Raw genomic sequence first — 19,949 nt, forward strand, 5'->3', positions numbered from 1 at the left:
CGCCCTCCAAAGGGCGATGGACCATCTCCGCTATTCCGGGCTCTCGTTTGAAGCGCAACGTGCGGCGTTTCTCGACATCGTGTCGAGCGATGCGCTCGTCAGCGAGGCGCTGGCGCATGCCTGTACGCTGGACCTTCCGGGCTGGCTGATGGTTTCTGGCGCGCTCTACAATTCCGTCTGGAACCATCTGACCGGGAAGCCGTCGGGCTACGGCATCAAAGATGTCGACCTGTTCTATTTCGACGACAGCGATCTGTCCTATGAGGCCGAGGATGCTGTCATTCGCCGGGCAGCCCGGCATTTCGAGGGCCAGGCGCTGCCCGTCGAGGTGCGCAACCAGGCGCGGGTGCATCTGTGGTATCCGCAGAAGTTCGGGCAGCCTTGCCCGCGCTACACCAGTTCAAGCCAATCCATCAGCTATTTCGCCTCGAAGACGCATGCGGTCGGGGTGCGCTACGACGCTGACGGGCGGTTGGAGCTCGTGGCGCCGTTTGGGCTCGACGATATATTTTCGTTTCGCATCACTCCGAACCGGGTGATGGACAACCAGCGCACGCATGAGACGAAAGGCAAGCGGGCGCAGGAGTGCTGGCCAGAGATTTGCGTGGTGCCTTGGTAGGGACGCTGGCGCGAGGCGCCCCCCTCTGCCCTGCCGGGCATCTCCCCCACTTGGGGGGGAGATCAGCAGCTTCGGCGCCCCGCCCATTTCTCCAACGTCGGCGATTAGCGAAAGCCGAGGCGGCATCCAATCTCCCCCCTCGTGGGGGAGATGTCCGGCAGGACAGAGGGGGGCGCTGTCCCGCCGACCTCTCGAAACCCTGTAAGCCGCCGAGGCAAAAAAAGGGCACCGAAGCGCCCCTTTCGATTGTTCAGCCGCGATCCGGCTCACCCATTCACCAGCGCCAGCAGCTCCTCCGTATAGCGCTTGCCCATGACCTTATCCGGCGACAGCGCATCGCCGATCGCTGCAACCTCGGCAGCACTCAGCACAATCCCGGCCGCCGCCGTGTTCTGCTCGAGATGGCTGATTTTTCGTGCGCCGGGGATCGGCACGATGAAATCGCCCTGGTGCAGCACCCAGGCCAGCGCCAGTTGCGCCGAGGTCACACCCTTTTCGGCAGCCAGCTTTCCCAGCGTCGCGATAACCTTGGCATTGGCTTCCATGGCCTCGGCCTGGAAGCGCGGCAAGGTGCGGCGCCAGTCGCCATCGTCAAGCGTTTCGGGCTTGGCGATGGTGCCGGTCAAAAGGCCACGGCCGAGCGGGCTGTAGGGAACGAAGCCGATGCCGAGTTCGCGGCAGACGGCGAACACGTCGTCTTCGGGATCGCGGGTCCACAGCGAGTATTCGCTCTGCACGGCTGCGATCGGATGCACGGCATGCGCCCGGCGGATGGTTGCGGCACTGGCCTCCGAGAGGCCGAGCGCGCGCACCTTGCCCTCGCGCACCAGCTCGGCCATGGCGCCGACCGTGTCCTCGATCGGCACGTTGGGGTCGACGCGGTGCTGGTAGTAGAGGTCGATGACATCGGTGCCCAACCGCTTCAGCGAGGCTTCGGCGACCGCCTTGACGTGCTCGGGGCGGCTGTCGACGCCGGCCATGCGGTCGAGGCCCGTGCCCTCCTCCAGGATCTTGAAGCCGAATTTGGTGGCGATGGTCACCTTGTCACGAACCGACTTCAGCGCCTTGCCGAGCAGGATCTCGTTCTCGTAAGGACCATAGACTTCCGCCGTGTCGAAAAAGTTGACGCCGATCTCGACGGCGCGGTGCAGCGTGGCGATCGCCTCGGCCTCCGGCTGGCCGCCATAGGCGAAGCTCATGCCCATGCAGCCGAGGCCGACGGGATAGACGTTCAGTTCAGTTCCTAGCTTGCGGGTTTGCATCACGCGTCTCCTTGTTGTGATGCCTAGGAGATAGCGTCTTGCCATATGTTCGATAATCGGCTCATCTGCGCACGGGCCGTTCTAAGAAATAGATCAATGAATCGAGCACATCTTTCGCAACTGGCGGTGCTGGCAACCGTTGCCCAGTGCGGCAGCTTCCGCGGCGCGGCCAGGGAATTGGCCATCGCGCCGTCGGCGGTCAGCCATGCGGTGTCGAGCCTGGAGGCGCGGCTTGGCGTCCGGCTCTTGGCACGCAGCACGCGCAGCGTTGCGCCGACCGAGGAAGGCGCGCAGTTGCTGGAGCGATTGCGGCCGGCGCTTTCCGAGATCGACCTGGCGCTGGAGACAGCGGTCGAGGCGCGCGACCGGCCGGCCGGGAATCTCAGGCTCAGCGTGCCGCGCACGGCAGCGCATCTGGTGCTGACGCCGCGGCTCGGCGCCTTTGCCCGGGCCTATCCCGACATCGTGCTGGAGATCGTCATCGAGGACCGCTTCACCGATGTCGTCGAGGGCGGTTTCGATGCCGGCGTGCGGCTCGGCGAGAGCCTGCAGCGCGACATGATCGCGGTGCGCATCGGGTCGGACCTTCGCGGCGCGGTGGTCGGCGCGCCATCTTATTTCGAAGCGAATCCCAAGCCGCACCACCCGCGCGATCTTGCCGACCATCGCTGCATCCGCTTCCGCTTCTCCAGCGGTATCCTTTATCGTTGGGAATTTGAAAAGGACGGCGAGGAAATCGAGATCGCGGCGCAGGGGCCGCTGATCCTCGATGAGGACCATCTGATCGCCCAAGCTGTGGTCGACGGCGCCGGGCTCGCCTTCGTCTTCGAGCCCTATGTCCGCGCCCCGCTCGCCGACGGCAGGCTTATCCGCGTGCTGGAGGACTGGTGCCCCCCCTTCGACGGGTTCTTCGCTTATTATCCCAGCCACCGCCAGATGCGGCCAGCGCTCAGGGCGTTTGTCGATTTCTTCAAGATGAGCGGATGAGGGCCGACCCTCCCCCTGTGGGGAGTCTCGGCTCGCGGTCAGCCTTCGGTCATTGGCTTTTCCATCGATTTCGGGCAAACCTCGTCTGATATAATCGACATGGAGATGCGTGATGTTCCGATGGGGTGTTCTGTCGACGGCCAAAATCGGCCGCGAGCAGTTGTTGCCGGCAATCGTCGAGGCGGAGAACGGCGTGCTGTCGGCGATCGCCAGCCGCGACCTGTCGAAGGCCAAGGCATTGGGTGAGCGTTTTGGCGCGCGCCACGCCTTCGGATCCTATGAGGAACTGCTCGCTTCCAAAGAAGTCGACGGCGTCTATATCCCGCTGCCGACATCGCAGCATGTCGAATGGACGGCGAAGGCCATCGAAGCGGGAAAACATGTGCTGGTCGAAAAGCCTCTCGCGCTCGACGCCAAGGACATCGCGCCGCTGATCAAGCTGCGCGACGCCAAGAAAGTGCTGGTCTGCGAAGCCTTCATGGTCATCTACCACCCGCAATGGATCAAGGTGCGTGACCTCATCGCCAGCGGCGCCATTGGCCGGCTGCGCCATGTGCAGGGTGCGTTCTCCTACTACAATGTCGACCCCAACAACATGCGCAACCAGCTCGATCTCGGCGGCGGCGCGCTGCCCGATATCGGCGTCTATCCGACGGTGTCGACGCGGTTTTCGACCGGCAAGGAGCCTAGCCGCGTCCAGGCGACGATCGAGCGCGACAAGAAATTCGGCACCGACATCTATTCCTCGATTCGCGCCGATTTCGGCGACTTCGAACTGTCCTTCTATCTGTCGACGCAGATGGCGGCGCGGCAGGTGATGGTGTTCCACGGCGAGAAGGGTTTCATCGAGGTCTTTTCGCCCTTCAATGCCGGGCTCTACGACCATCACCGCGTCGAACTGCACAACCAGAACCACACCGAAGCGCAAGTGTTCCGCTTCCCCGGCACGCAGCAATACCGGCTGGAGGTCGAGACTTTTGCGCGCGCGGCGCAAGGCGGCAAGGAGCGGGTGTTCACGCTGGAGGAGTCCGTGCTCAACCAGAAGGTCATCGACGCCATCTTCCGCGCCGGCGGCAAGGACGGCTGGGAGGCTGTCTAATTCTCTGCGATAAAATAGCCGGCTAATTTCTGGGAGGAAAAATGGCTGACGACGCGGACGTGATCATTGTCGGCGCCGGCCTTGCCGGGCTGGTTGCCGCCGCCGAGCTTGCCGAGGCCGGCAAGAAGATCATCATCGTCGACCAGGAGCCGGAGCAGTCGCTGGGCGGCCAGGCATTCTGGTCGTTCGGCGGGCTTTTCCTCGTCGATTCACCGGAGCAGCGGCGCATGCGCATCCGCGACTCGCATGACATGGCGCTCGAGGACTGGATGGGCACCGCGGCCTTCGACCGGCCGGAAGATTTCTGGCCGCGCAAATGGGCGGAGGCCTATGTCGGCTTCGCCGCCGGCGAGAAACGCTCCTGGCTCGTGCAGCGCGGCCTGAAATTCTTCCCCGTCGTCGGCTGGGCCGAGCGCGGCGGCGGCAATGCCATTGGCCACGGCAATTCGGTGCCCAGATTCCATATCACTTGGGGAACCGGACCCGGCGTGCTCGAGCCTTTTGTGCTGCGCGTACGCGAGGCGCAGAAGCGTGGATTGGTCAGCTTCAAATTCCGTCACCGCGTCAATGAACTGACGCGGACGGGCGCAGCCGTAACCGGCGTGCGCGGCGATATCCTGCAGCCGAGCACGGTCGAGCGCGGCCGCAAGAGCTCGCGCGATGTCGCAGGCGATTTCGAACTGCATGCGCAAGCGGTGATCGTCGCCTCCGGCGGCATTGGCGCCAACCATCAGCTTGTTCGGGAAAACTGGCCCAAGCGGCTGGGCACGGCGCCGAAGCGCATGATCACCGGCGTGCCCGATCATGTCGACGGCCGCATGCTGGCGATCACCGAGGCCGCCGGCGGCTCGATCATCAACCGTGACCGCATGTGGCACTATGTCGAAGGCATCAAGAACTGGGCGCCGATCTGGACCGAGCATGCGATCCGCATCCTGCCCGGCCCGTCCTCGCTCTGGCTCGATGCCCGGGGAAAACGCCTGCCGGTGCCGCTCTATCCCGGCTTCGATACGCTGGGCACGCTCAGCCACATCATGAGCACCGGCTTCGATTATTCCTGGTTCATCCTGACCAAGAAGATCATCCAGAAGGAATTCGCGCTGTCGGGCTCCGAACAGAACCCCGACCTGACCGGCAAGAGCTGGCGCCAGGTGCTCGGCCGCGCGACATCTGGCATTCCCGGCCCGGTCAAGGCCTTCATGGAGAAGGGCGAAGATTTCATCGTCGAGGCCGACCTTTCGAAGCTGGTTGCCCGCATGAATGCACTGGCCGGCGGCGAGCCGCTGCTCGATCTCGCCCAGGTGGAACGCGAGATCCGCGCCCGCGACAGGCAACTCGACAATCCGTTCTCCAAGGACATGCAGATCACGGCCCTGCGCGGCGCCCGCGCCTATCTCGGCGACAAGTTGATCCGCACCGCCAAGCCGCACAAGATGCTCGACCCGGCAAACGGGCCGCTGATCGCGGTGCGGCTCAACATCCTGACCCGCAAGACGCTGGGCGGCCTGCAGACCGATCTCGACAGCCGCGTGCTGGGCGGCGACGGCCAGCCGGTGCCCGGGCTCTATGCCGTCGGCGAAGCCGCCGGCTTCGGCGGCGGCGGCGTGCATGGTTATGCGGCGCTGGAAGGTACGTTCCTCGGCGGCTGCATCTTTTCCGGCCGCAGCGCGGGCCGGGCGGCGGCCGCCTCGGTGGCGTGAAACGACGTTACCAGCGTCGCGTGGTCTCCTATACGCCCCGGCGATAAACATATGACTTTTTTATATTTTTCAGATTTCGCCCGCCTGGCAATGTGGTTCCGCTGCGGCGGGGTCAGGCAAGGGCAGCGCTGTAGCGAAGCCAGCCCCGCTTACCAGAGCCAGGCGCCCCGTCCGAGCGCGGCGACCGCGTCGACGATCCGCGTGAAACTTTCGAGGGCGCGGCCGACCGTGTGGCGGGCCCTGAGATAGCCGTGCACCAGACCGGGCTCCTCGAACCAGGCAGCCCGCCCGCCCGCCGCGATGACGCGGTCGCTATAGGTCTCACCGTCTGACGACAGCGGGTCGCATTCGGCGGTGATCAGCACCGTTGGCGGCAGTTTGGCGAAATCAGCATCGGCGAGCGGGTACAGTGTGATGTCGCCGGTGCAGTCCACGCCGCCGGTGCGGATATGCTTGTAGAATTCGACGTCGCGCATGGTCAGCATCGGCGCTTCGGCATGCGTGAGATAGGAACCCTTCGAGCGGTCGCCGCCAAGGCCGGGATAGATCAGCACCTGGCCGACCGGCCGTTTCCCGAGGCCGCGCGTGGCGTGCGCAACGGCGGCGCAGAGATTGCCGCCCGCGCTGTCGCCGCAGAGCAGGATGGGGCGATCGCGGGTGGACGCAGCCCATGCGAAGGCACTCATCGCATCGTCGAAAGCGGCCGGATGCAAGTGCTCCGGCGCCAGCCGGTAATCGACCGAGACCACCTCGTAGCCGGTGCGCGCGCAGAGTTCGGCGCAGACATCGTCATGGCTGTCCAGCCCGCCGAGGATAAAGCCGCCGCCATGGATGTAGAGCACTGTCGCCGCCGGTTGCGGGGCGCTTCGGTAGATGCGGATCGGGATCTTGTGCGTCGGCGTCGCTGTGGCTGAGGTTTCGACCGCGACGCCCTGGGGATAGCCGGCAAAGAACTCCCGGCACATGCGGTCATAGATCTCGCGCTGCTGGGTGATCGTGTAGTCGATCGTGTCGGGCGGATAATAAGAATTGGTCCGCTCGATGAAGGCCCAGGTCTCGGCGTCGATGAGTTTGGTGTAGTCGGTCATGGAACTCCTTTACCTCCCCCTTGATGGGGGAGGTCGCCGCGGAGCGGCGGGTGGGGGTGGCGGCGCTTCACCCCACCCCGGACCTTCGGTCCGACCCTCCCCATCAAGGGGAGGGTAAAGTGGCTCATCGCCCCTTCCACACCGGATTGCGCTTCTCCGCGAAGGCTCGAAACCCTTCCATATTATCCTCCGAACCATACAGCGCATCGACCGTCGCCAACTGGCGGCGCGTCACCCGGTTCATGGCGTCCTGGAAGGTCAGCGCCTCGGCCACCCGCGCCGTCTCCTTGATCGCGGCGAAGACCAGCGGCGGGCCGCTGGCGAGCAGGCGGGCGATCTCCCAGACGCGGTCCTCGAGCTTTTCCTTGGGCAGCACCTCGTTGACCAGGCCCCAGCGATGCGCCTCGGCGACATCCATCCAGCGGCCGGTGAGCAAAAGGTCCATGGCGACATGATAGGGGATGCGCTTCGGCAGCTTGATCGTTGCCGCATCGGCCAGCGTGCCGGCGCGGATTTCGGGCAGCGCGAAGGAGGAATGATCGGCGGCGTAGATGAGGTCGCAGGACAGCGCCAGTTCGAAGCCGCCGCCGACCGCCATGCCGTTGACGCAAGCAATGACCGGCTTGTTCAAATCACGCAATTCCTGCAGGCCGGCGAAGCCGCCGACGCCATAGTCGCCGTCGACCGCGTCGCCGCCGGCGGCCGCCTTCAGATCCCAGCCGGCGCAGAAGAACTTGTCGCCGGCGGTCTTGACGATGGCGACGCGCAATTCCGGATCGTCTCGGAACGCCTTGAAGGTCTCGCCCATCAACCGCGAGGTCTTGAGGTCGATGGCGTTGGCCTTGGGTCGGTCGAGCGTGACCTCGAGGATCGAGCCTTCGCGGCGGGTCGAAATGACGTCAGACATTCTTGTTCTCTCCCAGCACCAGCAGCGCGTCGGCGATCCAGGCACCCTTGCCTTCGACGCAGACGATCAGCGGGTTGATGTCGAGTTCCTCGATCTCGCCGGCATTCTTCTGCACGAAGGCAGCAATGCCCGCGATGGCGTCGATGGCGGCCGCGACGTCGGCCTTTGGCCGACCGCGATAGCCTTCGAGCAGCGGGAACAGTTTGAGGCCGCGCAGCGCGGCCTCGATGTCGTCGCGCGTCGCCGGCAGCATCAGTGTCACACTATCGCGCAGCAATTCGACCAGCACGCCGCCGGTGCCGAGCGTCATCACCGCGCCGAACATCGGATCCCTGGTGAAGCCGACGATCAGTTCGGCGACGCCATCGCGCACCATGCGCTCGACATAGAGCCCGGTGCCGAGCGGCAGCAGATCATGCGCCGCCGTGCTGACGGATTCTGCATCCTTGAGGTTGAGCCTGACAGCGCCGACCTCGGATTTGTGGGCGACACCCAGCGCCTTCAGGGCGACGGGAAAGCCGAGTGCCATCGACGAGATGACAGCCTCAACCGCATTGCCGGCACGCTCGCCCTTCGGCACGGGAAGCCCGGCCTTGATCAGCCTAGCCTTGGCTTCAGCTTCATCAGGCGTGACATGGTCGCCGCCGGCAGCGCCGGAAGCAGACGTGTCGATCGGCTGCGCCTGCGGTTCGGCCCACGCCCAGCCGATGAAGGCCGCTGCGCCTGCGGCATCCATCGCCTCGGAAATGCCGAACAGCGGCACCATGCCCCGCGCCATCAATTCGGCGGTGTATTCCTCCGGCAGGTTTTCTGGTAGCGAGGAGACGATCGCGCCATGCGCCTTGTTGGTCTTCAGCGCCGATTCGAAGGCGCGCAGCGTCGCCCACCAGTCGGTGACCGAGCAGCGGTCCGGGCGCGGGAAGTCGAGCACCAGCATGTTGAGGTCGAAACCGCCCGACACCATGGCGGTGAAGGTGGCCGTCATCGCCGGCTCGTTGTTCCAGATGAAAGTGTGGTAGTCGAGCGGGTTGGCGACCGCGACCAGCGGCCCGAGCGTCGATTTGACATGGACGCGGTGCTGTTCCGTCAGGACCGGGAAATTGACCCAACGCCCTTCAGCGCTGTCGGCCATGACGGACGCTTCGCCGCCCGAACAGCTCATCGACGACAGCCGATAGCCGGGCAGCGGACCAGTGATGTGCAGAAGTTTCAACGCCTCGATGAAGGCGGGAATGGAATCGACGCGCGCAATGCCGAGCCGCCTCAGGAAGGCGCCCGAGGCCGCATCCGAACCGGCGAGCGAGGCGGTATGCGAGACGGTTGCTTGCCTGGCCTGTTCGGAACGGCCGACCTTCATCGCAATGATCGGCTTCTTCAGTTCGCGCGCCCTGGCGGCCAACCGTTCGAAGCCGGCTACGGAGTCAAAGGCTTCGATGTGCAGGCCGAGCGATGTCACCCGATCGTCCTCGATCAGGCCGAGCGCCATTTCGGACAGGCCGGTCTGCGCCTGGTTGCCGGCGGTCATCAGGAAGGCGATCGGCAGGCCGCGCCTCTGCATCGTCATGTTGATGGCGATGTTGGACGACTGGGTGATGATGGCGACGCCTTTGCCGCCCTCGTCCAGCCTGATGCCGCCATGCTGGTCGGGCCACAGAAGGGCGCCGTCGGCATAGTTGATCAGGCCGTAGCAATTCGGGCCGATGATCGGCATCTCGCCGGCCGCAGCGACCAGTTCGGCCTGCAGCCGTTCGCCATCGTCGTCATAGGCCTCGGTCTCAAGGAAGCCGGCGGCAAAGCAGACGGCGCCGCCGGCGCCGCGCTCGGCCAGCGCCTTGATCACTTCGATCGTCAGGTGCCGGTTGACGCCGACGAAGGCGGCATCCGGCGCGCCGGGCAGATCGGCGACCGACCGATAGGCCTTGCGTCCGGCAACCTCGTCCTTGGTCGGGTGTACCGGCCAGATTTCGCCGGCAAAACCCATCTTGATCGACTGCGCGACGACGGCGGCGGCCTGCACGCCACCGAAGACGGCGATCGATTTCGGGCGCAGGAGACGTTCGAGTTTATGCATGGTCATCTTTTCGTTTGAGCATCATCCCAGGACAAACGATCTCGTTTGTCCGACAAAGCCGAACCCCGACTTTGGGCGATCATGCTCTAAGCGCCGAACGGACGCAGCAGCGCCCGCGAAATAATATGTCGCTGAATCTCCGAAGTGCCTTCCCAGATGCGCTCGACGCGGGCGTCGCGCCAGATACGCTCCAGCGGCAGGTCGTCCATCAGCCCCATGCCGCCGTGGACCTGTATAGCTTCATCGGCGACAAAAGCGAGCATCTCGGTAGCCTTCAGCTTGGCCATGGCCATGTCCTGGTCGGTGACGGTGCCCTGATCGTACTTCCAGCCGGCTTCGAACACCATCAGGTCGGCGGCCTTGAGTTCGGTCGCCATGTCGGCGAGCTTGAACGACACGCCCTGGAACTTGCCGATCTGCTGGCCGAACTGCTGGCGCTGCGCGGCATATTCGACGGCGTGGCCCAGCGCCCGCTCGGCGCGGCCGAGGCAGGTGGCGCCAACCTGCAGCCGCGTGGCGCCAAGCCAGGAATTGGCGACGTCGAAGCCCTTGTGCACTTCGCCGAGCACCTGGCTTGCAGGCAGCCGGCAGTCGTCGAATTCGAGGATGGCGTTGGTGTAGCCGCGATGCGAGACGTTGCGGTAGCCGTCGCGCACCGTAAAGCCCTTGGTGCCCTTGTCGACGAAGAAGGCGGTGATCTTCTTGCGTTTTCCGCGCGGCGAATCCTCTTCGCCCGACGCCATGAAGACGATGGCGAAATCGGCGAGATCGGCGTGGCTGATAAAATGCTTGGTGCCGTTCAGCACCCAATCGTCGCCATCCCGCACCGCGGTCGCCTTCATGCCGCGCAGGTCGGATCCGGCGCCCGGCTCGGTCATCGCCAGGCAGTCCCATTTCTCCCCACGGATGCAAGGGAACAGGTATTTTTCGCGCTGCTCCGGCGTGCCGGCCAACAGGATGTTGGAGGGGCGCGCCACGCAGGTCCAGTGCAACGCATAATTGGCGCGGCCGAGCTCCTTTTCGTAGAGCAGCCAGGTCACCGTATCCAGGCCCGCGCCGCCGACATCGGCCGGCATGTTGGCGGCGTAGAGTCCGGCGTCGATCGCCTTGGCCTTGATCTCCTCGATCAGCTCGCGGCGCAGCACGCCGGTGCGTTCGACCTCGCGTTCATGCGGGTAAAGCTCGTTCTCGACGAACGCACGCGTCGTCTCGACGATGAGTTTTTGTTCCTCGGACAGACCAAAATCCATGGGGTCACCCCTTCTTCTTTTTCTTCGGCTTTTCCGCCTTCTTCACCGGCTTGGAGGCCTTGGCCTTCTCGGCCGCCTTTGAAGCCGCCGGCTTCTTTGCCGCTAGCTTGGCGAGCTGCTTGGTATAGTCCTTGTGCAACGCGCCGGCGCCCCAGCCCTTGCCCTTGTTCTGCTTCGACAGCGCATCCATGATCGCGACCAGATTGTCGTCGCGGATCTTTTCCAGCTCGCGGATCGACAGGCCATGCGCCTGGTCGTCCGACTGGGTGGCGATCAGGTCGACCAGTTCGTCATTGAACTCCGGAACATCCATCAGCTTGGTCCACGGCCATTTCAGGCAGGGGCCGAACTGCGCCATGAAGTGGCGCATGCCGGCCTCGCCGCCGGCGACGCGATAGACCTGGAACATGCCCATCTGCGCCCAGCGCAGGCCGAAGCCGTAGCGCATGATATCGTCGAGTTCCTCGACCGTGCAGATGCCGTCCTTGATCAGCCACAGCGCCTCGCGCCATGCCGCCTCCAGCAGGCGATCGCCGACGAAGGCCTCGATCTCCTTGCGGATGACGACAGGCTTCATGCCGATCGAAGCGTAGATCTCCTTGGCGACTTCGATCGCCTCGGGAAAGGTCTGATCGCCGCCAACGATTTCGACCAGCGGCAAGAGATAGACCGGGTTGAACGGGTGGCCGACGACCAGCCGTTCGGGGTGATTCTTCATCGCCACCTGCATGTCGGTCGGCTTGATGCCGGAGGTCGAGGAGCCGACAATGGCGTTGGCCGGCGCATGGGCATCGATCTCGGCCAACACCTTGTGCTTGAGGTCGAGCCGTTCCGGCACGCTTTCCTGGATGAAGTCGGCATCGGCCACCGCCTCGGCGATGGTCTTGGCGAAGGTCAGCTTGCCCTCTTTCGGCAAGCCGCCGGGAACCATCTGCTTGTAGGCACGGCGCGCGCCCTTCATCACTTCCGAGACCTTGCGCGAGGCTTCCGGGTCGGGATCGAAGATCGACACGTCGATGCCGTTGAGCAGCAGCCGCGCCACCCAGCCGGCGCCGATGACACCGCCGCCAATGGCGGCCGCCTTGTTGATGATGCTCATGCGGAGGCTCCGGTTCTTGTCCTGGCTGTTTCGGGATCGATGAGAGGCACGCGCTCGCCGGCGCGGATCACCGCGGGGTCGTAGGCCTTGCGGGCAAAGACCTCGAGCACGAAGGGCCGGAAGAAGTCGATCGGCAGCGTCTCGTAATCGGGGTCGAAGCTCGACTGGTCCCAGCGCTCGCAAAACTGGTCGCAATCGTCGAAATAGGCGTGACCGGCAAAGCGGTCGCGGGCATGGCGGTTGCCGCCAAGATGATGGGCGTAATAGAGCCGCTGGAAGTCGCCGTGCTTTTCGACCACCCAGGTGCATTGCTCGCGCACGAAGGGTTTCAGGATCGAAGCGGCGTATTCGTCGTGATTGTAAGGCGCATAGATGTCGCCGATATCATGCAGCAGCGCGCAGGCGATCCAGTCGGTGTCGGCGCCGTCGCGCCAGGCACGCGTCGCCGCCTGCAGCGAATGGCCGAGCCGGGTGATCTTGTAGCCGGACAGGCCCTCGTCGAGCTGCACGAGGGCATCGAGCAGCCGCTCGCCGGTCCTGGCTGCGTAGTCGAGTTCATGGGCTGTCAGGAACTCGTAGTCGTCCTTGTCGCCATCCTTCATCGCGGTGAATTTGACGGTAGCCATGATCCGCTCCCGCTTTACGCCGCAGCTGCGATCGGCGCCCGCTTGGTAAGGTTGAGCTTCTTGCGCACTTCCTCCGGCCCCAAAATCCTGGCGCCGAGATTGGTGACGATGCTGGCGGCGCGCTCGACCAGTTGCGCGTTGGTGGCCAGCACGCCCTTGTCGAGCCAAAGATTGTCTTCGAGACCGACGCGGACATTGCCGCCGGCCAGAACGGCGGCGGCTGCATAGGCCATCTGGTTGCGGCCGATGGCGAAGGCCGACCAGTTCCAGGTCGACGGCACGTTGTTGACCATGGCCATGAAGGTGTTGAGATCGTCAGGCGCGCCCCATGGCACGCCCATGCAGAGCTGCACCAGCGCGTCGGGGTTCAGCACTTTTTCCTCGACCAGCTGCTTGGCGAACCAGAGATGGCCGGTGTCGAAGGCCTCGATTTCGGGCTTGACGCCGAGCGCCGTCATCATGCCGCCCATGGCGCGCAGCATGCCGGGCGTGTTGGTCATGACGTAGTCGGCTTCGGCAAAGTTCATGGTGCCGCAGTCGAGCGTGCAGATTTCGGGCAGGCACTGGCGGACATGTTCCATGCGGTTGGTGGCGCCGCCCATGTCGGTGCCCTTTTCGTTGAGCGGCAGCGGCGCTTCCGGCGAGCCGAACACCATGTCGCCACCCATGCCGGCGGTGAGGTTCAGGATGACATCAACGTTCGCGTCACGGATGCGCTCGGTCACTTCACGGTAGAGCTGCACATCGCGGCGCGGTTTGCCGGTCTCCGGGTCGCGCACATGGCAGTGGACGATGGCAGCACCGGCCTTGGCCGCGTCGATGGCCGAATCGGCGATCTGCTTGGGCGAGCGCGGTACATGCGGAGAGCGATCCTGCGAGCCGCCGGATCCGGTCACGGCACAGGTAATGAAGACCTCACGGTTCATCGCAAGCGGCATGGAATTCTCCTCCTAGTCGAAACAGAGGCACAACATTGCGCGACTTGCCGGGAACTGTTTTGCGTTTTACGAAGGTAGCATGATAAAAAGCGAAAAACCGACAATCTTTTGCGCCGAGCAGTCACCGCTCAAGGTTACGATGCTGGTGTTTTCCGGAGCATCCATCATGTGCGTGGCATGCGCCGTCGATCCGCTGCGTGCCGCCAACCGCATCGCCGGCGAAACCCTGTTCGACTTCAAGCTGGTTTCGGTGACCGGCGAGGCGCCGGTCACGACATGCGGCCTGCCCATAGCGGTCAGCGGCCGGTTCGATGCGACGGAACCGACCGATGTCCTTGTCGTGGTCGCGGGCTTCGGCACGCAGAACTATGCCACGTCTGCTCTGCTCGCCGGCCTGCGCCGCGCGGCGCGCTCGGCCCGCGCCTGCGGCGGCGTCGAGGCCGGCACATGGCTGGTGGCGCGCGCCGGCTTGCTGGAAGGGCGCAGCGCCACCACCCATTGGGAGGACATGGAGGATTTTTCGTCGGCCTTTCCCGGCGTCGACGTGCGCCCCGATCGCTACATCATCGATGGGCCGGTGTTCACCACGGGCGGCGCGTCGCCAACCCTGGACCTGATGTTGCACCTGATCCGCACCCGGCTCGGCATGGCCGTTGCGCTGGATGTGGCAAGCGCGTTCATCTACGATCAGGCGCGCGTGGCGACCGATGCGCAGCCGCTGGTCTCGCTCGGCCGGCTCGATGGCTATGACCCACGCCTGGCGCAGGCCATCCGGCTGATGGAAGCGCATGTCGACCAGCCGCTAACCATAGAAGCCATCGCAAAGCGTGCCGGCGTGACGGCGCGGACACTGGAAAGCATCTTTCGCAAGTCGATCGGCGAGACGCCAGGCGCCTATTATCTCAGGCTGCGCCTGGGTGCCGCGCGCCGGCTGGTGGTCGACACGCGTGTAGCCATGGCGGATATTGCCGGGCGGACAGGGTTCTCATCCGCCGCGGCATTTTCCAGAGCGTTTTCAAGAGCTTTTGGCGAAGCTCCGGTCAGGCTGCGCCGAGGATAGTCCTATCCAGGGGATTACGCGGCGTTCTGTCGATCGCTGCCGGCGTCCATCTGCGAGCGCATCTGCCTCGCCAGACGGACTTCAAATCGGCTGCTGACAGCGCGATCCCATTCGTTCTTCACAGTGTCGGTCGGCCGCGGCAGCGCCATCAGCCGGTCGATGATCGATCCGGTCTCGCCGGATGACAGTAGGGCGTCGATTTCGCGTTCGTGCTGCATATCGGTTCGCCTCCTTCCTTTTCACCCGCCACAGGTCCCTCTTATACGAGATACGTGACGGCAGTTTGAAGGCAAGAGCGAGGTCATTGAGGGGCGGCCAGGGGCAAAACCATGTCGCCGGATGCGCGCTTTGGCGCAAAGCCGTTCCAGGGCGGCAGGAGTGTTATCCAGCCGCCCCTCGGGCATACGAATCGGCCTTCCGCCTAGACGTAGCGGTTGACGATGTTTTCCAGCAGTTCCTGGCGGCCGGAGCGCGGCTGCGGCTCGATCTTCTTCTTGACCACGCGTTCGGCGATGTCCTCCAGCGTGCGCTTGCCGGACAGCATAGCCTTGGCCTCGGCGCTGTTCCAGCCGGCATAGCGCTCGGCGAGCGGCGCGGACAGAGCCTTGTCCTCGACCATGCGAGCCGCAGCCTTCAAGCCACGTGCGCAAGAGTCCATGCCGCCGATATGGCCGATCAGCAGGTCCTGCGGATCGAGCGACTGGCGGCGCAGCTTGGCGTCGAAATTGGTGCCGCCGGTCTTGAAGCCACCGGCCTGCAGGACCTGATAGTAGGCGAGCGCCATTTCCGGCACGTTGTTGGGGAATTGGTCGGTGTCCCAGCCGGACTGGTAGTCGTTGCGGTTCATGTCGATCGAGCCGAAGACGCCGAGCGCGTTGGCCAGCGCCAGCTCATGCTCGAAGGAATGGCCGGCCAGGATGGCATGGCCCTGTTCGATGTTGAGTTTTACTTCCTTCTCCAGGCCGAAGCGCTTGAGGAAGCCGTAAACGGTGGCGACATCATAGTCGTACTGGTGCTTTGTCGGCTCCTGCGGCTTCGGTTCGATCAGGATGGTGCCCTTGAAGCCGATCTTGTGCTTGTAGTCGACGACGAGGCTGAGGAAGCGGCCGGCCTGTTCCTGCTCGCGGGCAAGATCGGTGTTGAGCAGCGTCTCATAGCCCTCGCGCCCACCCCACAGCACGTAGTTCTCGCCCTTCAGCCGCTTGGTGACGTCAATGCAGCTCTTCACCGTCGCCGCCGCATAGGCAAAGACGTCCGGATCGGGGTTGGTGGCGGCGCCCGACATGAAGCGGCGATTGGAGAACAGGTTCGCCGTGCCCCAGAGCAGCTTGACGCCGGTCTGCTTCATCTTGCCGGCAAAGTAATCGGCGATCTCGTCGAGACGGGCGGCACTTTCGGAGAAATCCTTGCCCTCCGGCCGCACATCGGCGTCGTGGAAGCAGAAATAGGGTGCGCCAAGCAGCGAGAACATCTCGAAGGCGACATCGGCCTTGAGTTTCGCCAGTTCCATCGTGTCGATGCCGCCGGCCTTGGGGAACCAGGGGCGGTCGAAGGTCTGGCCACCGAAGGGATCGCCGCCCGGCCAGGCGAAGGAATGCCAGTAGGCGACGGCGAAGCGCAGATGGTCCTCCAGCCGCTTGCCGGCCACCACCTCGTCGGGATTGTAGAACCGGTAGGCCAGCGGATTGGTCGAATCCGGCCCCTCATATTTGATCTTCTGGATGTCGCCGAAAAATCCGCTGCTCATGATTTCTGTCCTCTCTCGAATAGTTCGCCCTGATTACCTCAGGCGTAATTGGTTTCGGTCCTAGGCTGGTCGAAAAGGCGGATGTCAAAGCCGTCAAACAAAGGAGACAGACCATGACCGACCTCAACACAATCGCCGAGGGCTACATCACCGCCTGGAACGAAAGCGATGCCGCCCGTCGCGCCGAATTGCTCAAGGCAACCTTCACCGAAGACGTCAGCTATCGCGATCCGCTGATGCAGGGCGACGGCCATGAAGGCGTCGCCGCGCTGATCGATGGCGTGCAGCAGCGTTTTGCCGGCTTCCGCTTCTCGCTGAAGGGCACGCCGGACGGCTTTGCCGACAAGATCCGCTTCTCCTGGAATCTCGGCCCGGAAGGTGTCCCTTCGGTCATCGAAGGCACCGATATCGGCATCATCGAGAACGGCCGCCTGAAGAGTGTCACCGGCTTCCTCGACAAGATCCCGGCGCAATGAACCGAGAAGTTGCGGCGTGAGCGAGAAATCGTTCACGCCGTGGCGCCCTTGATCGCCGGATAGAGCGCCCGGTAGCGGTGATAGGCGTCCGCATAGGCGCCGCCGAGCTTTGCATCCGGTTCGATCGTGGCATCCGTCCTGGGTGCGGAGCACACGGCCAGCGGATCGGCACCGGTCGCCGCAATCAGGCCGAGCCTGGCCGCCCCGAAGGCAGCGCCGAAATCGCCGTCGGCGGGAATATCCACCGGCACCTGCAGCGCGGTGGCGATCGATTTCAGCCAGTAGCGCGAGCGTGAGCCGCCACCGATCGCGGTCACGCGCGCCAATGTGGTGCCGGCTGTCTTCAGGGCTTCGAGGCTGTCGCGGAAGGCGAAGGCGACGCCTTCGAGCACCGCCTGCGTCAGCACTGCGCGGCTCGATTCATGCGCGAGCCCGGTGAAGGATCCGCGAATGGCGGAATCATTGTGCGGCGTGCGCTCGCCCGAGAGATAGGGCAGGAAGGACACGCCGGTCGGCGCCTTCAGCGTGTCACCGAGTTCCGATGTCAGCTCGCCTGCGCCTTTGCCTGTGATCTCCGACAGCCAGTTGAGCGAATCGGTCGCCGACAGGATGACGCCCATCTGGTGCCAGGTGTTGGGCAGCGCATGGCAGAAGGTGTGGACCGCACTTGCCGGGTTGGGCAGGTAGGACGCGTTGGCGGCAAACAGCACGCCCGACGTGCCGAGCGAGACAAAGGCATGGCCGGCGCCGACCGTGCCCATGCCGCAGGCCGAGGCCGCGTTGTCGCCGGCGCCGCCGGCGACCGGTATGCCGGCCTCGACGCCCCATTTCGACGCCAGTTCGCCGCGCAAACCGCCGGCCTTCTCAGTGCCCTCGACCAGCGACGGCATCTGCTTCTCGTCAAGGGAGGTGGCGGCGAGCAGGTCCGGCGACCAGCGGCGCTTGCCGACATCGAGCCAGGACGTGCCGGCCGAATCGGACATTTCCGAAATGTGCTCGCCGGTCAGCCAAAGCCGCAAAAAGTCCTTCGGCAGCAGCACCTTCGCCACTTTGGCGAAGACAGCGGGCTCGTTGTTCTTCACCCAGGCGAGCTTTGGCGCGGTGAAGCCGGGAAAGACGATGTTGCCGGTCAGCGCGCGAAAGCGCGGATCGGCGTCGAGTGCGGCCGCCTCGACATGGCTGCGCGTGTCGTTCCAAAGGATGCAGGGGCGCAGCACATGATCGGCCGCATCGAGCAAGGTGGCGCCATGCATCTGGCCCGACAGGCCGATGCCTTTCACCGCCGCGAACTGCTTGGGATGAGAAGCCTTGAGTTCGGCGATCGCGTCTTCGCAGGCGCGTATCCAGTGGGATGGGTCCTGTTCGGACCAACCGGGATGTGGCCGCGAGACATCAAGCGCGCCATGGCCGGAGCCGACGACGGTCTGTCCGGCATCGATCAGCAGCGCCTTGACGCCCGACGTGCCTAGGTCGAGGCCGAGATACATGTTTTCCTCCCACGTCCTTATTTTTTTCGGATCTCGAAAAAATATGGCCGAGCCAGTTTTTAAGGCAAGATCGGCTTGCGGTCAATTCTCTGACAAATCGGCGGCGCGTCGTGAGAACAGCGCCGACAGCGGGCTGTCCGGCCGCGCCATCGAACGCTCGGCGGTGAGCGTCCTGGCGAGCGCGCCGCCACCGGCTCGCAAGGCGGCTTCGATCAGCGTCAAATCGATGATATCGCGCTGTGCGTGGCTGCCGCCGAAACGATGGGCGATTGCCCGGATCGGTTGGATCAGGCGCATGGCCTCGCTGTAGTTGCCCTCGCCAAACGCCTTGATCGCCAGCGTCAAGGGATGGCCGACATCGCGGGTGAAAGCGGCATTGTCGTCATTGCCGCGCATGGCCTCGCGCTGCGCCTCGAGCAAGCTGCGGGCCGGAGCGTCGAGCCCGGCGCCGACAAAGGCCATCATCGCATGCGCATCGTTGAAGGCATAATTGCCGGCGCCAACCTTGGGCCAATTGGCGGCGAGCGCTGTCCAGCGGTCACCGACATCGACGCCGCCGAGATAAAGCCGCCACAGGATCGCCGAGGCATCGACCATGTTCAGCGCCATCGTTGATGGCGTGCCATAGATCGGCCCGTCATAAAGCGCCAGCACCTGATCGGTCTCGCCAAGATCGTAGTGAAACAGCGCCAGGTGCCACCAATTGTGCACCTGCAGGAAACTGTCCTTCGTCCACGCCTCGGGGTCGGCGCGCATCCAGGCGATGCCATCCCTTTGCCGGCTTTGCATTTCCATGACATGCGCCACGGCATGCTGGGCCCAGCCGTCGCGCGGCTCGATTCCGACCGCCGTGCGGCCGAGTTTTTCGGCCAATGCGTACTCGCCCATCTCCTCCAGCCCGAATGCCTGCATGCCGAGCATGGCGTGGTAACCCGGCATGTCGTTCTGCCATGACGGCAGGGCGCGGGCGATGCGGTCGCGCAGCATGCGGGCATTGCCGGTGAAGAAATCGATCTGGTGCCCGACCTGCAGCGCCACCGCGTCGAGCGGGCTCTCGATAGCGATGTCCTCGAGAATCCTGGCGGCGTCATGCCAGCGCCCGCCGGCGAGGTGGCCGAGGGCCAAGACATGCGCCTGCTCGCGCGTCGTCGCGGCAAGCGGCAGGGCCGCCTCATGGCAAGCCCTGGCCACCGCCGTTGCGTCGCGCTCGGTGGCGAGGCCGAAGAGATAGCCCTTGAAGACATGCGCCATGACGAAACCGGGATCTTCCGCGATGGCGCGGTCGACGGAGGCCACGGGATCGCCGACGAAGCACTGTAATTCCCACACCGCCTGGCCGTAGGGCGTGAACCCCGCTTCGGTGGCGCCAGAAAATGTCAGGCCGAATGCGTCCCTGATTCCCAATGCAACCTCCTCTGATCGATCTGAGACAGCCCCCAGACCTTCGGGCCAAAACGATCTTAAAGCATGGGCCACGGAGGTGCCAACCAGGCACTATACAAGGTCTATTGCCAGTATCCTTTGCAGTTCATC

At 64.4% G+C, this 19,949-nt stretch carries 18 protein-coding genes; 6 read left to right on the forward strand and 12 right to left on the reverse strand.

Annotation, left to right across the window (positions count from 1 at the left end; all coding sequences use genetic code 11):
* Positions 1–16 precede the first annotated feature (16 nt).
* On the forward strand, positions 17–619 hold the full coding sequence (locus AC1D05_RS14650; protein WP_477441498.1) for a nucleotidyltransferase family protein: 603 nt from the start codon (positions 17–19) through the stop codon (positions 617–619).
* Positions 620–885: 266 nt separating this feature from the next.
* On the opposite strand, the gene AC1D05_RS14655 is transcribed toward AC1D05_RS14650, so the two are convergent.
* Complete coding sequence (locus AC1D05_RS14655) at positions 886–1,881, reverse strand: aldo/keto reductase (protein WP_477441500.1); 996 nt, start codon at positions 1,879–1,881, stop codon at positions 886–888.
* A gap of 96 nt (positions 1,882–1,977) precedes the next feature.
* On the opposite strand from AC1D05_RS14655, the gene AC1D05_RS14660 reads away from it, so the two are divergent.
* The 3 genes from AC1D05_RS14660 (at position 1,978) to AC1D05_RS14670 (ending at position 5,667) form a co-directional block, all read left to right on the forward strand.
* Complete coding sequence (locus tag AC1D05_RS14660) at positions 1,978–2,868, forward strand: LysR family transcriptional regulator (protein ID WP_477441502.1); 891 nt, start codon at positions 1,978–1,980, stop codon at positions 2,866–2,868.
* Positions 2,869–2,980: 112 nt separating this feature from the next.
* Positions 2,981–3,967, forward strand: a complete 987-nt coding sequence (locus AC1D05_RS14665; protein WP_477441503.1) for a Gfo/Idh/MocA family protein — start codon at positions 2,981–2,983, stop codon at positions 3,965–3,967.
* Between the two features lie 41 nt (positions 3,968–4,008).
* Positions 4,009–5,667: an FAD-binding dehydrogenase gene (locus tag AC1D05_RS14670; RefSeq protein ID WP_477441505.1), complete on the forward strand. Its 1,659-nt coding sequence runs from the start codon at positions 4,009–4,011 to the stop codon at positions 5,665–5,667.
* Positions 5,668–5,816: 149 nt separating this feature from the next.
* Here the strand turns inward: AC1D05_RS14670 and AC1D05_RS14675 are convergent, their stop codons facing one another.
* From AC1D05_RS14675 to bcoG, 7 genes are all read right to left on the reverse strand, one after another.
* Positions 5,817–6,755 carry an alpha/beta hydrolase gene (locus tag AC1D05_RS14675; RefSeq protein WP_477441507.1) on the reverse strand — a complete coding sequence of 313 codons (939 nt, stop codon included), beginning with the start codon at positions 6,753–6,755 and terminating at the stop codon, positions 5,817–5,819.
* Between the two features lie 124 nt (positions 6,756–6,879).
* Complete coding sequence (locus AC1D05_RS14680; RefSeq protein WP_477441509.1) at positions 6,880–7,662, reverse strand: carnitinyl-CoA dehydratase; 783 nt, start codon at positions 7,660–7,662, stop codon at positions 6,880–6,882.
* The gene (locus AC1D05_RS14685) at positions 7,655–9,733 is read right to left on the reverse strand and encodes an acetate--CoA ligase family protein (RefSeq protein ID WP_477441511.1); all 2,079 of its coding nucleotides are present in this window, start codon (positions 9,731–9,733) and stop codon (positions 7,655–7,657) included. The genes AC1D05_RS14680 and AC1D05_RS14685 overlap by 8 nt, the downstream gene beginning before the upstream one ends.
* A gap of 86 nt (positions 9,734–9,819) precedes the next feature.
* Positions 9,820–10,983 (reverse strand): acyl-CoA dehydrogenase family protein, encoded by a 1,164-nt coding sequence (locus AC1D05_RS14690; RefSeq protein ID WP_477441513.1) that lies wholly within the window; start codon positions 10,981–10,983, stop codon positions 9,820–9,822.
* A 4-nt stretch (positions 10,984–10,987) separates the two neighbouring features.
* Positions 10,988–12,082, reverse strand: coding sequence for a carnitine 3-dehydrogenase (locus tag AC1D05_RS14695; RefSeq protein ID WP_477441514.1), 1,095 nt, complete (start codon positions 12,080–12,082; stop codon positions 10,988–10,990).
* On the reverse strand, positions 12,079–12,708 hold the full coding sequence (locus tag AC1D05_RS14700; protein WP_477441516.1) for an HD domain-containing protein: 630 nt from the start codon (positions 12,706–12,708) through the stop codon (positions 12,079–12,081). Before AC1D05_RS14700 ends, AC1D05_RS14695 begins: the two co-directional genes overlap by 4 nt.
* Positions 12,709–12,722: 14 nt before the next feature.
* Positions 12,723–13,646 (reverse strand): 3-dehydrocarnitine:acetyl-CoA trimethylamine transferase BcoG, encoded by a 924-nt coding sequence (bcoG, locus tag AC1D05_RS14705; RefSeq protein ID WP_477441518.1) that lies wholly within the window; start codon positions 13,644–13,646, stop codon positions 12,723–12,725.
* Positions 13,647–13,725: 79 nt separating this feature from the next.
* Between bcoG and AC1D05_RS14710 the strand changes: the two genes are divergently transcribed.
* Positions 13,726–14,706 carry a GlxA family transcriptional regulator gene (locus tag AC1D05_RS14710; protein WP_477441519.1) on the forward strand — a complete coding sequence of 327 codons (981 nt, stop codon included), beginning with the start codon at positions 13,726–13,728 and terminating at the stop codon, positions 14,704–14,706.
* A 14-nt stretch (positions 14,707–14,720) separates the two neighbouring features.
* Here the strand turns inward: AC1D05_RS14710 and AC1D05_RS14715 are convergent, their stop codons facing one another.
* Together AC1D05_RS14715 and xylA are read right to left on the reverse strand one after the other, a co-directional pair.
* The gene (locus tag AC1D05_RS14715; protein WP_477441521.1) at positions 14,721–14,924 is read right to left on the reverse strand and encodes a hypothetical protein; all 204 of its coding nucleotides are present in this window, start codon (positions 14,922–14,924) and stop codon (positions 14,721–14,723) included.
* A 203-nt stretch (positions 14,925–15,127) separates the two neighbouring features.
* Positions 15,128–16,453 carry a xylose isomerase gene (xylA, locus tag AC1D05_RS14720; protein WP_095203127.1) on the reverse strand — a complete coding sequence of 442 codons (1,326 nt, stop codon included), beginning with the start codon at positions 16,451–16,453 and terminating at the stop codon, positions 15,128–15,130.
* Positions 16,454–16,566: 113 nt separating this feature from the next.
* On the opposite strand from xylA, the gene AC1D05_RS14725 reads away from it, so the two are divergent.
* Complete coding sequence (locus AC1D05_RS14725; RefSeq protein WP_477441523.1) at positions 16,567–16,929, forward strand: nuclear transport factor 2 family protein; 363 nt, start codon at positions 16,567–16,569, stop codon at positions 16,927–16,929.
* Between the two features lie 32 nt (positions 16,930–16,961).
* On the opposite strand, the gene xylB is transcribed toward AC1D05_RS14725, so the two are convergent.
* Both xylB and AC1D05_RS14735 read right to left on the reverse strand, forming a co-directional pair.
* Positions 16,962–18,416 (reverse strand): xylulokinase, encoded by a 1,455-nt coding sequence (xylB, locus tag AC1D05_RS14730; protein WP_477441525.1) that lies wholly within the window; start codon positions 18,414–18,416, stop codon positions 16,962–16,964.
* An 81-nt stretch (positions 18,417–18,497) separates the two neighbouring features.
* Positions 18,498–19,820, reverse strand: a complete 1,323-nt coding sequence (locus AC1D05_RS14735) for a tetratricopeptide repeat protein (protein WP_477441527.1) — start codon at positions 19,818–19,820, stop codon at positions 18,498–18,500.
* Positions 19,821–19,949 lie beyond the last annotated feature (129 nt).

Source organism: Mesorhizobium sp. P2_E9, assembly GCF_056403815.1.

What these genes read in the sequence shown, in the direction of transcription:
- AC1D05_RS14690 (WP_477441513.1), bottom strand. Translation starts at nt 10,983, where the DNA reads ATGGATTTTGGTCTGTCCGAGGAACAAAAACTCATCGTCGAGACGACG.
- AC1D05_RS14665 (WP_477441503.1), top strand. Translation starts at nt 2,981, where the DNA reads ATGTTCCGATGGGGTGTTCTGTCGACGGCCAAAATCGGCCGCGAGCAG.
- xylA (WP_095203127.1), bottom strand. Translation starts at nt 16,453, where the DNA reads ATGAGCAGCGGATTTTTCGGCGACATCCAGAAGATCAAATATGAGGGG.
- AC1D05_RS14695 (WP_477441514.1), bottom strand. Translation starts at nt 12,082, where the DNA reads ATGAGCATCATCAACAAGGCGGCCGCCATTGGCGGCGGTGTCATCGGC.
- AC1D05_RS14670 (WP_477441505.1), top strand. Translation starts at nt 4,009, where the DNA reads ATGGCTGACGACGCGGACGTGATCATTGTCGGCGCCGGCCTTGCCGGG.
- bcoG (WP_477441518.1), bottom strand. Translation starts at nt 13,646, where the DNA reads ATGCCGCTTGCGATGAACCGTGAGGTCTTCATTACCTGTGCCGTGACC.
- AC1D05_RS14710 (WP_477441519.1), top strand. Translation starts at nt 13,726, where the DNA reads ATGATAAAAAGCGAAAAACCGACAATCTTTTGCGCCGAGCAGTCACCG.
- AC1D05_RS14660 (WP_477441502.1), top strand. Translation starts at nt 1,978, where the DNA reads ATGAATCGAGCACATCTTTCGCAACTGGCGGTGCTGGCAACCGTTGCC.
- AC1D05_RS14725 (WP_477441523.1), top strand. Translation starts at nt 16,567, where the DNA reads ATGACCGACCTCAACACAATCGCCGAGGGCTACATCACCGCCTGGAAC.
- AC1D05_RS14715 (WP_477441521.1), bottom strand. Translation starts at nt 14,924, where the DNA reads ATGCAGCACGAACGCGAAATCGACGCCCTACTGTCATCCGGCGAGACC.
- AC1D05_RS14655 (WP_477441500.1), bottom strand. Translation starts at nt 1,881, where the DNA reads ATGCAAACCCGCAAGCTAGGAACTGAACTGAACGTCTATCCCGTCGGC.
- AC1D05_RS14700 (WP_477441516.1), bottom strand. Translation starts at nt 12,708, where the DNA reads ATGGCTACCGTCAAATTCACCGCGATGAAGGATGGCGACAAGGACGAC.
- AC1D05_RS14650 (WP_477441498.1), top strand. Translation starts at nt 17, where the DNA reads ATGGACCATCTCCGCTATTCCGGGCTCTCGTTTGAAGCGCAACGTGCG.
- xylB (WP_477441525.1), bottom strand. Translation starts at nt 18,416, where the DNA reads ATGTATCTCGGCCTCGACCTAGGCACGTCGGGCGTCAAGGCGCTGCTG.
- AC1D05_RS14680 (WP_477441509.1), bottom strand. Translation starts at nt 7,662, where the DNA reads ATGTCTGACGTCATTTCGACCCGCCGCGAAGGCTCGATCCTCGAGGTC.
- AC1D05_RS14685 (WP_477441511.1), bottom strand. Translation starts at nt 9,733, where the DNA reads ATGCATAAACTCGAACGTCTCCTGCGCCCGAAATCGATCGCCGTCTTC.
- AC1D05_RS14675 (WP_477441507.1), bottom strand. Translation starts at nt 6,755, where the DNA reads ATGACCGACTACACCAAACTCATCGACGCCGAGACCTGGGCCTTCATC.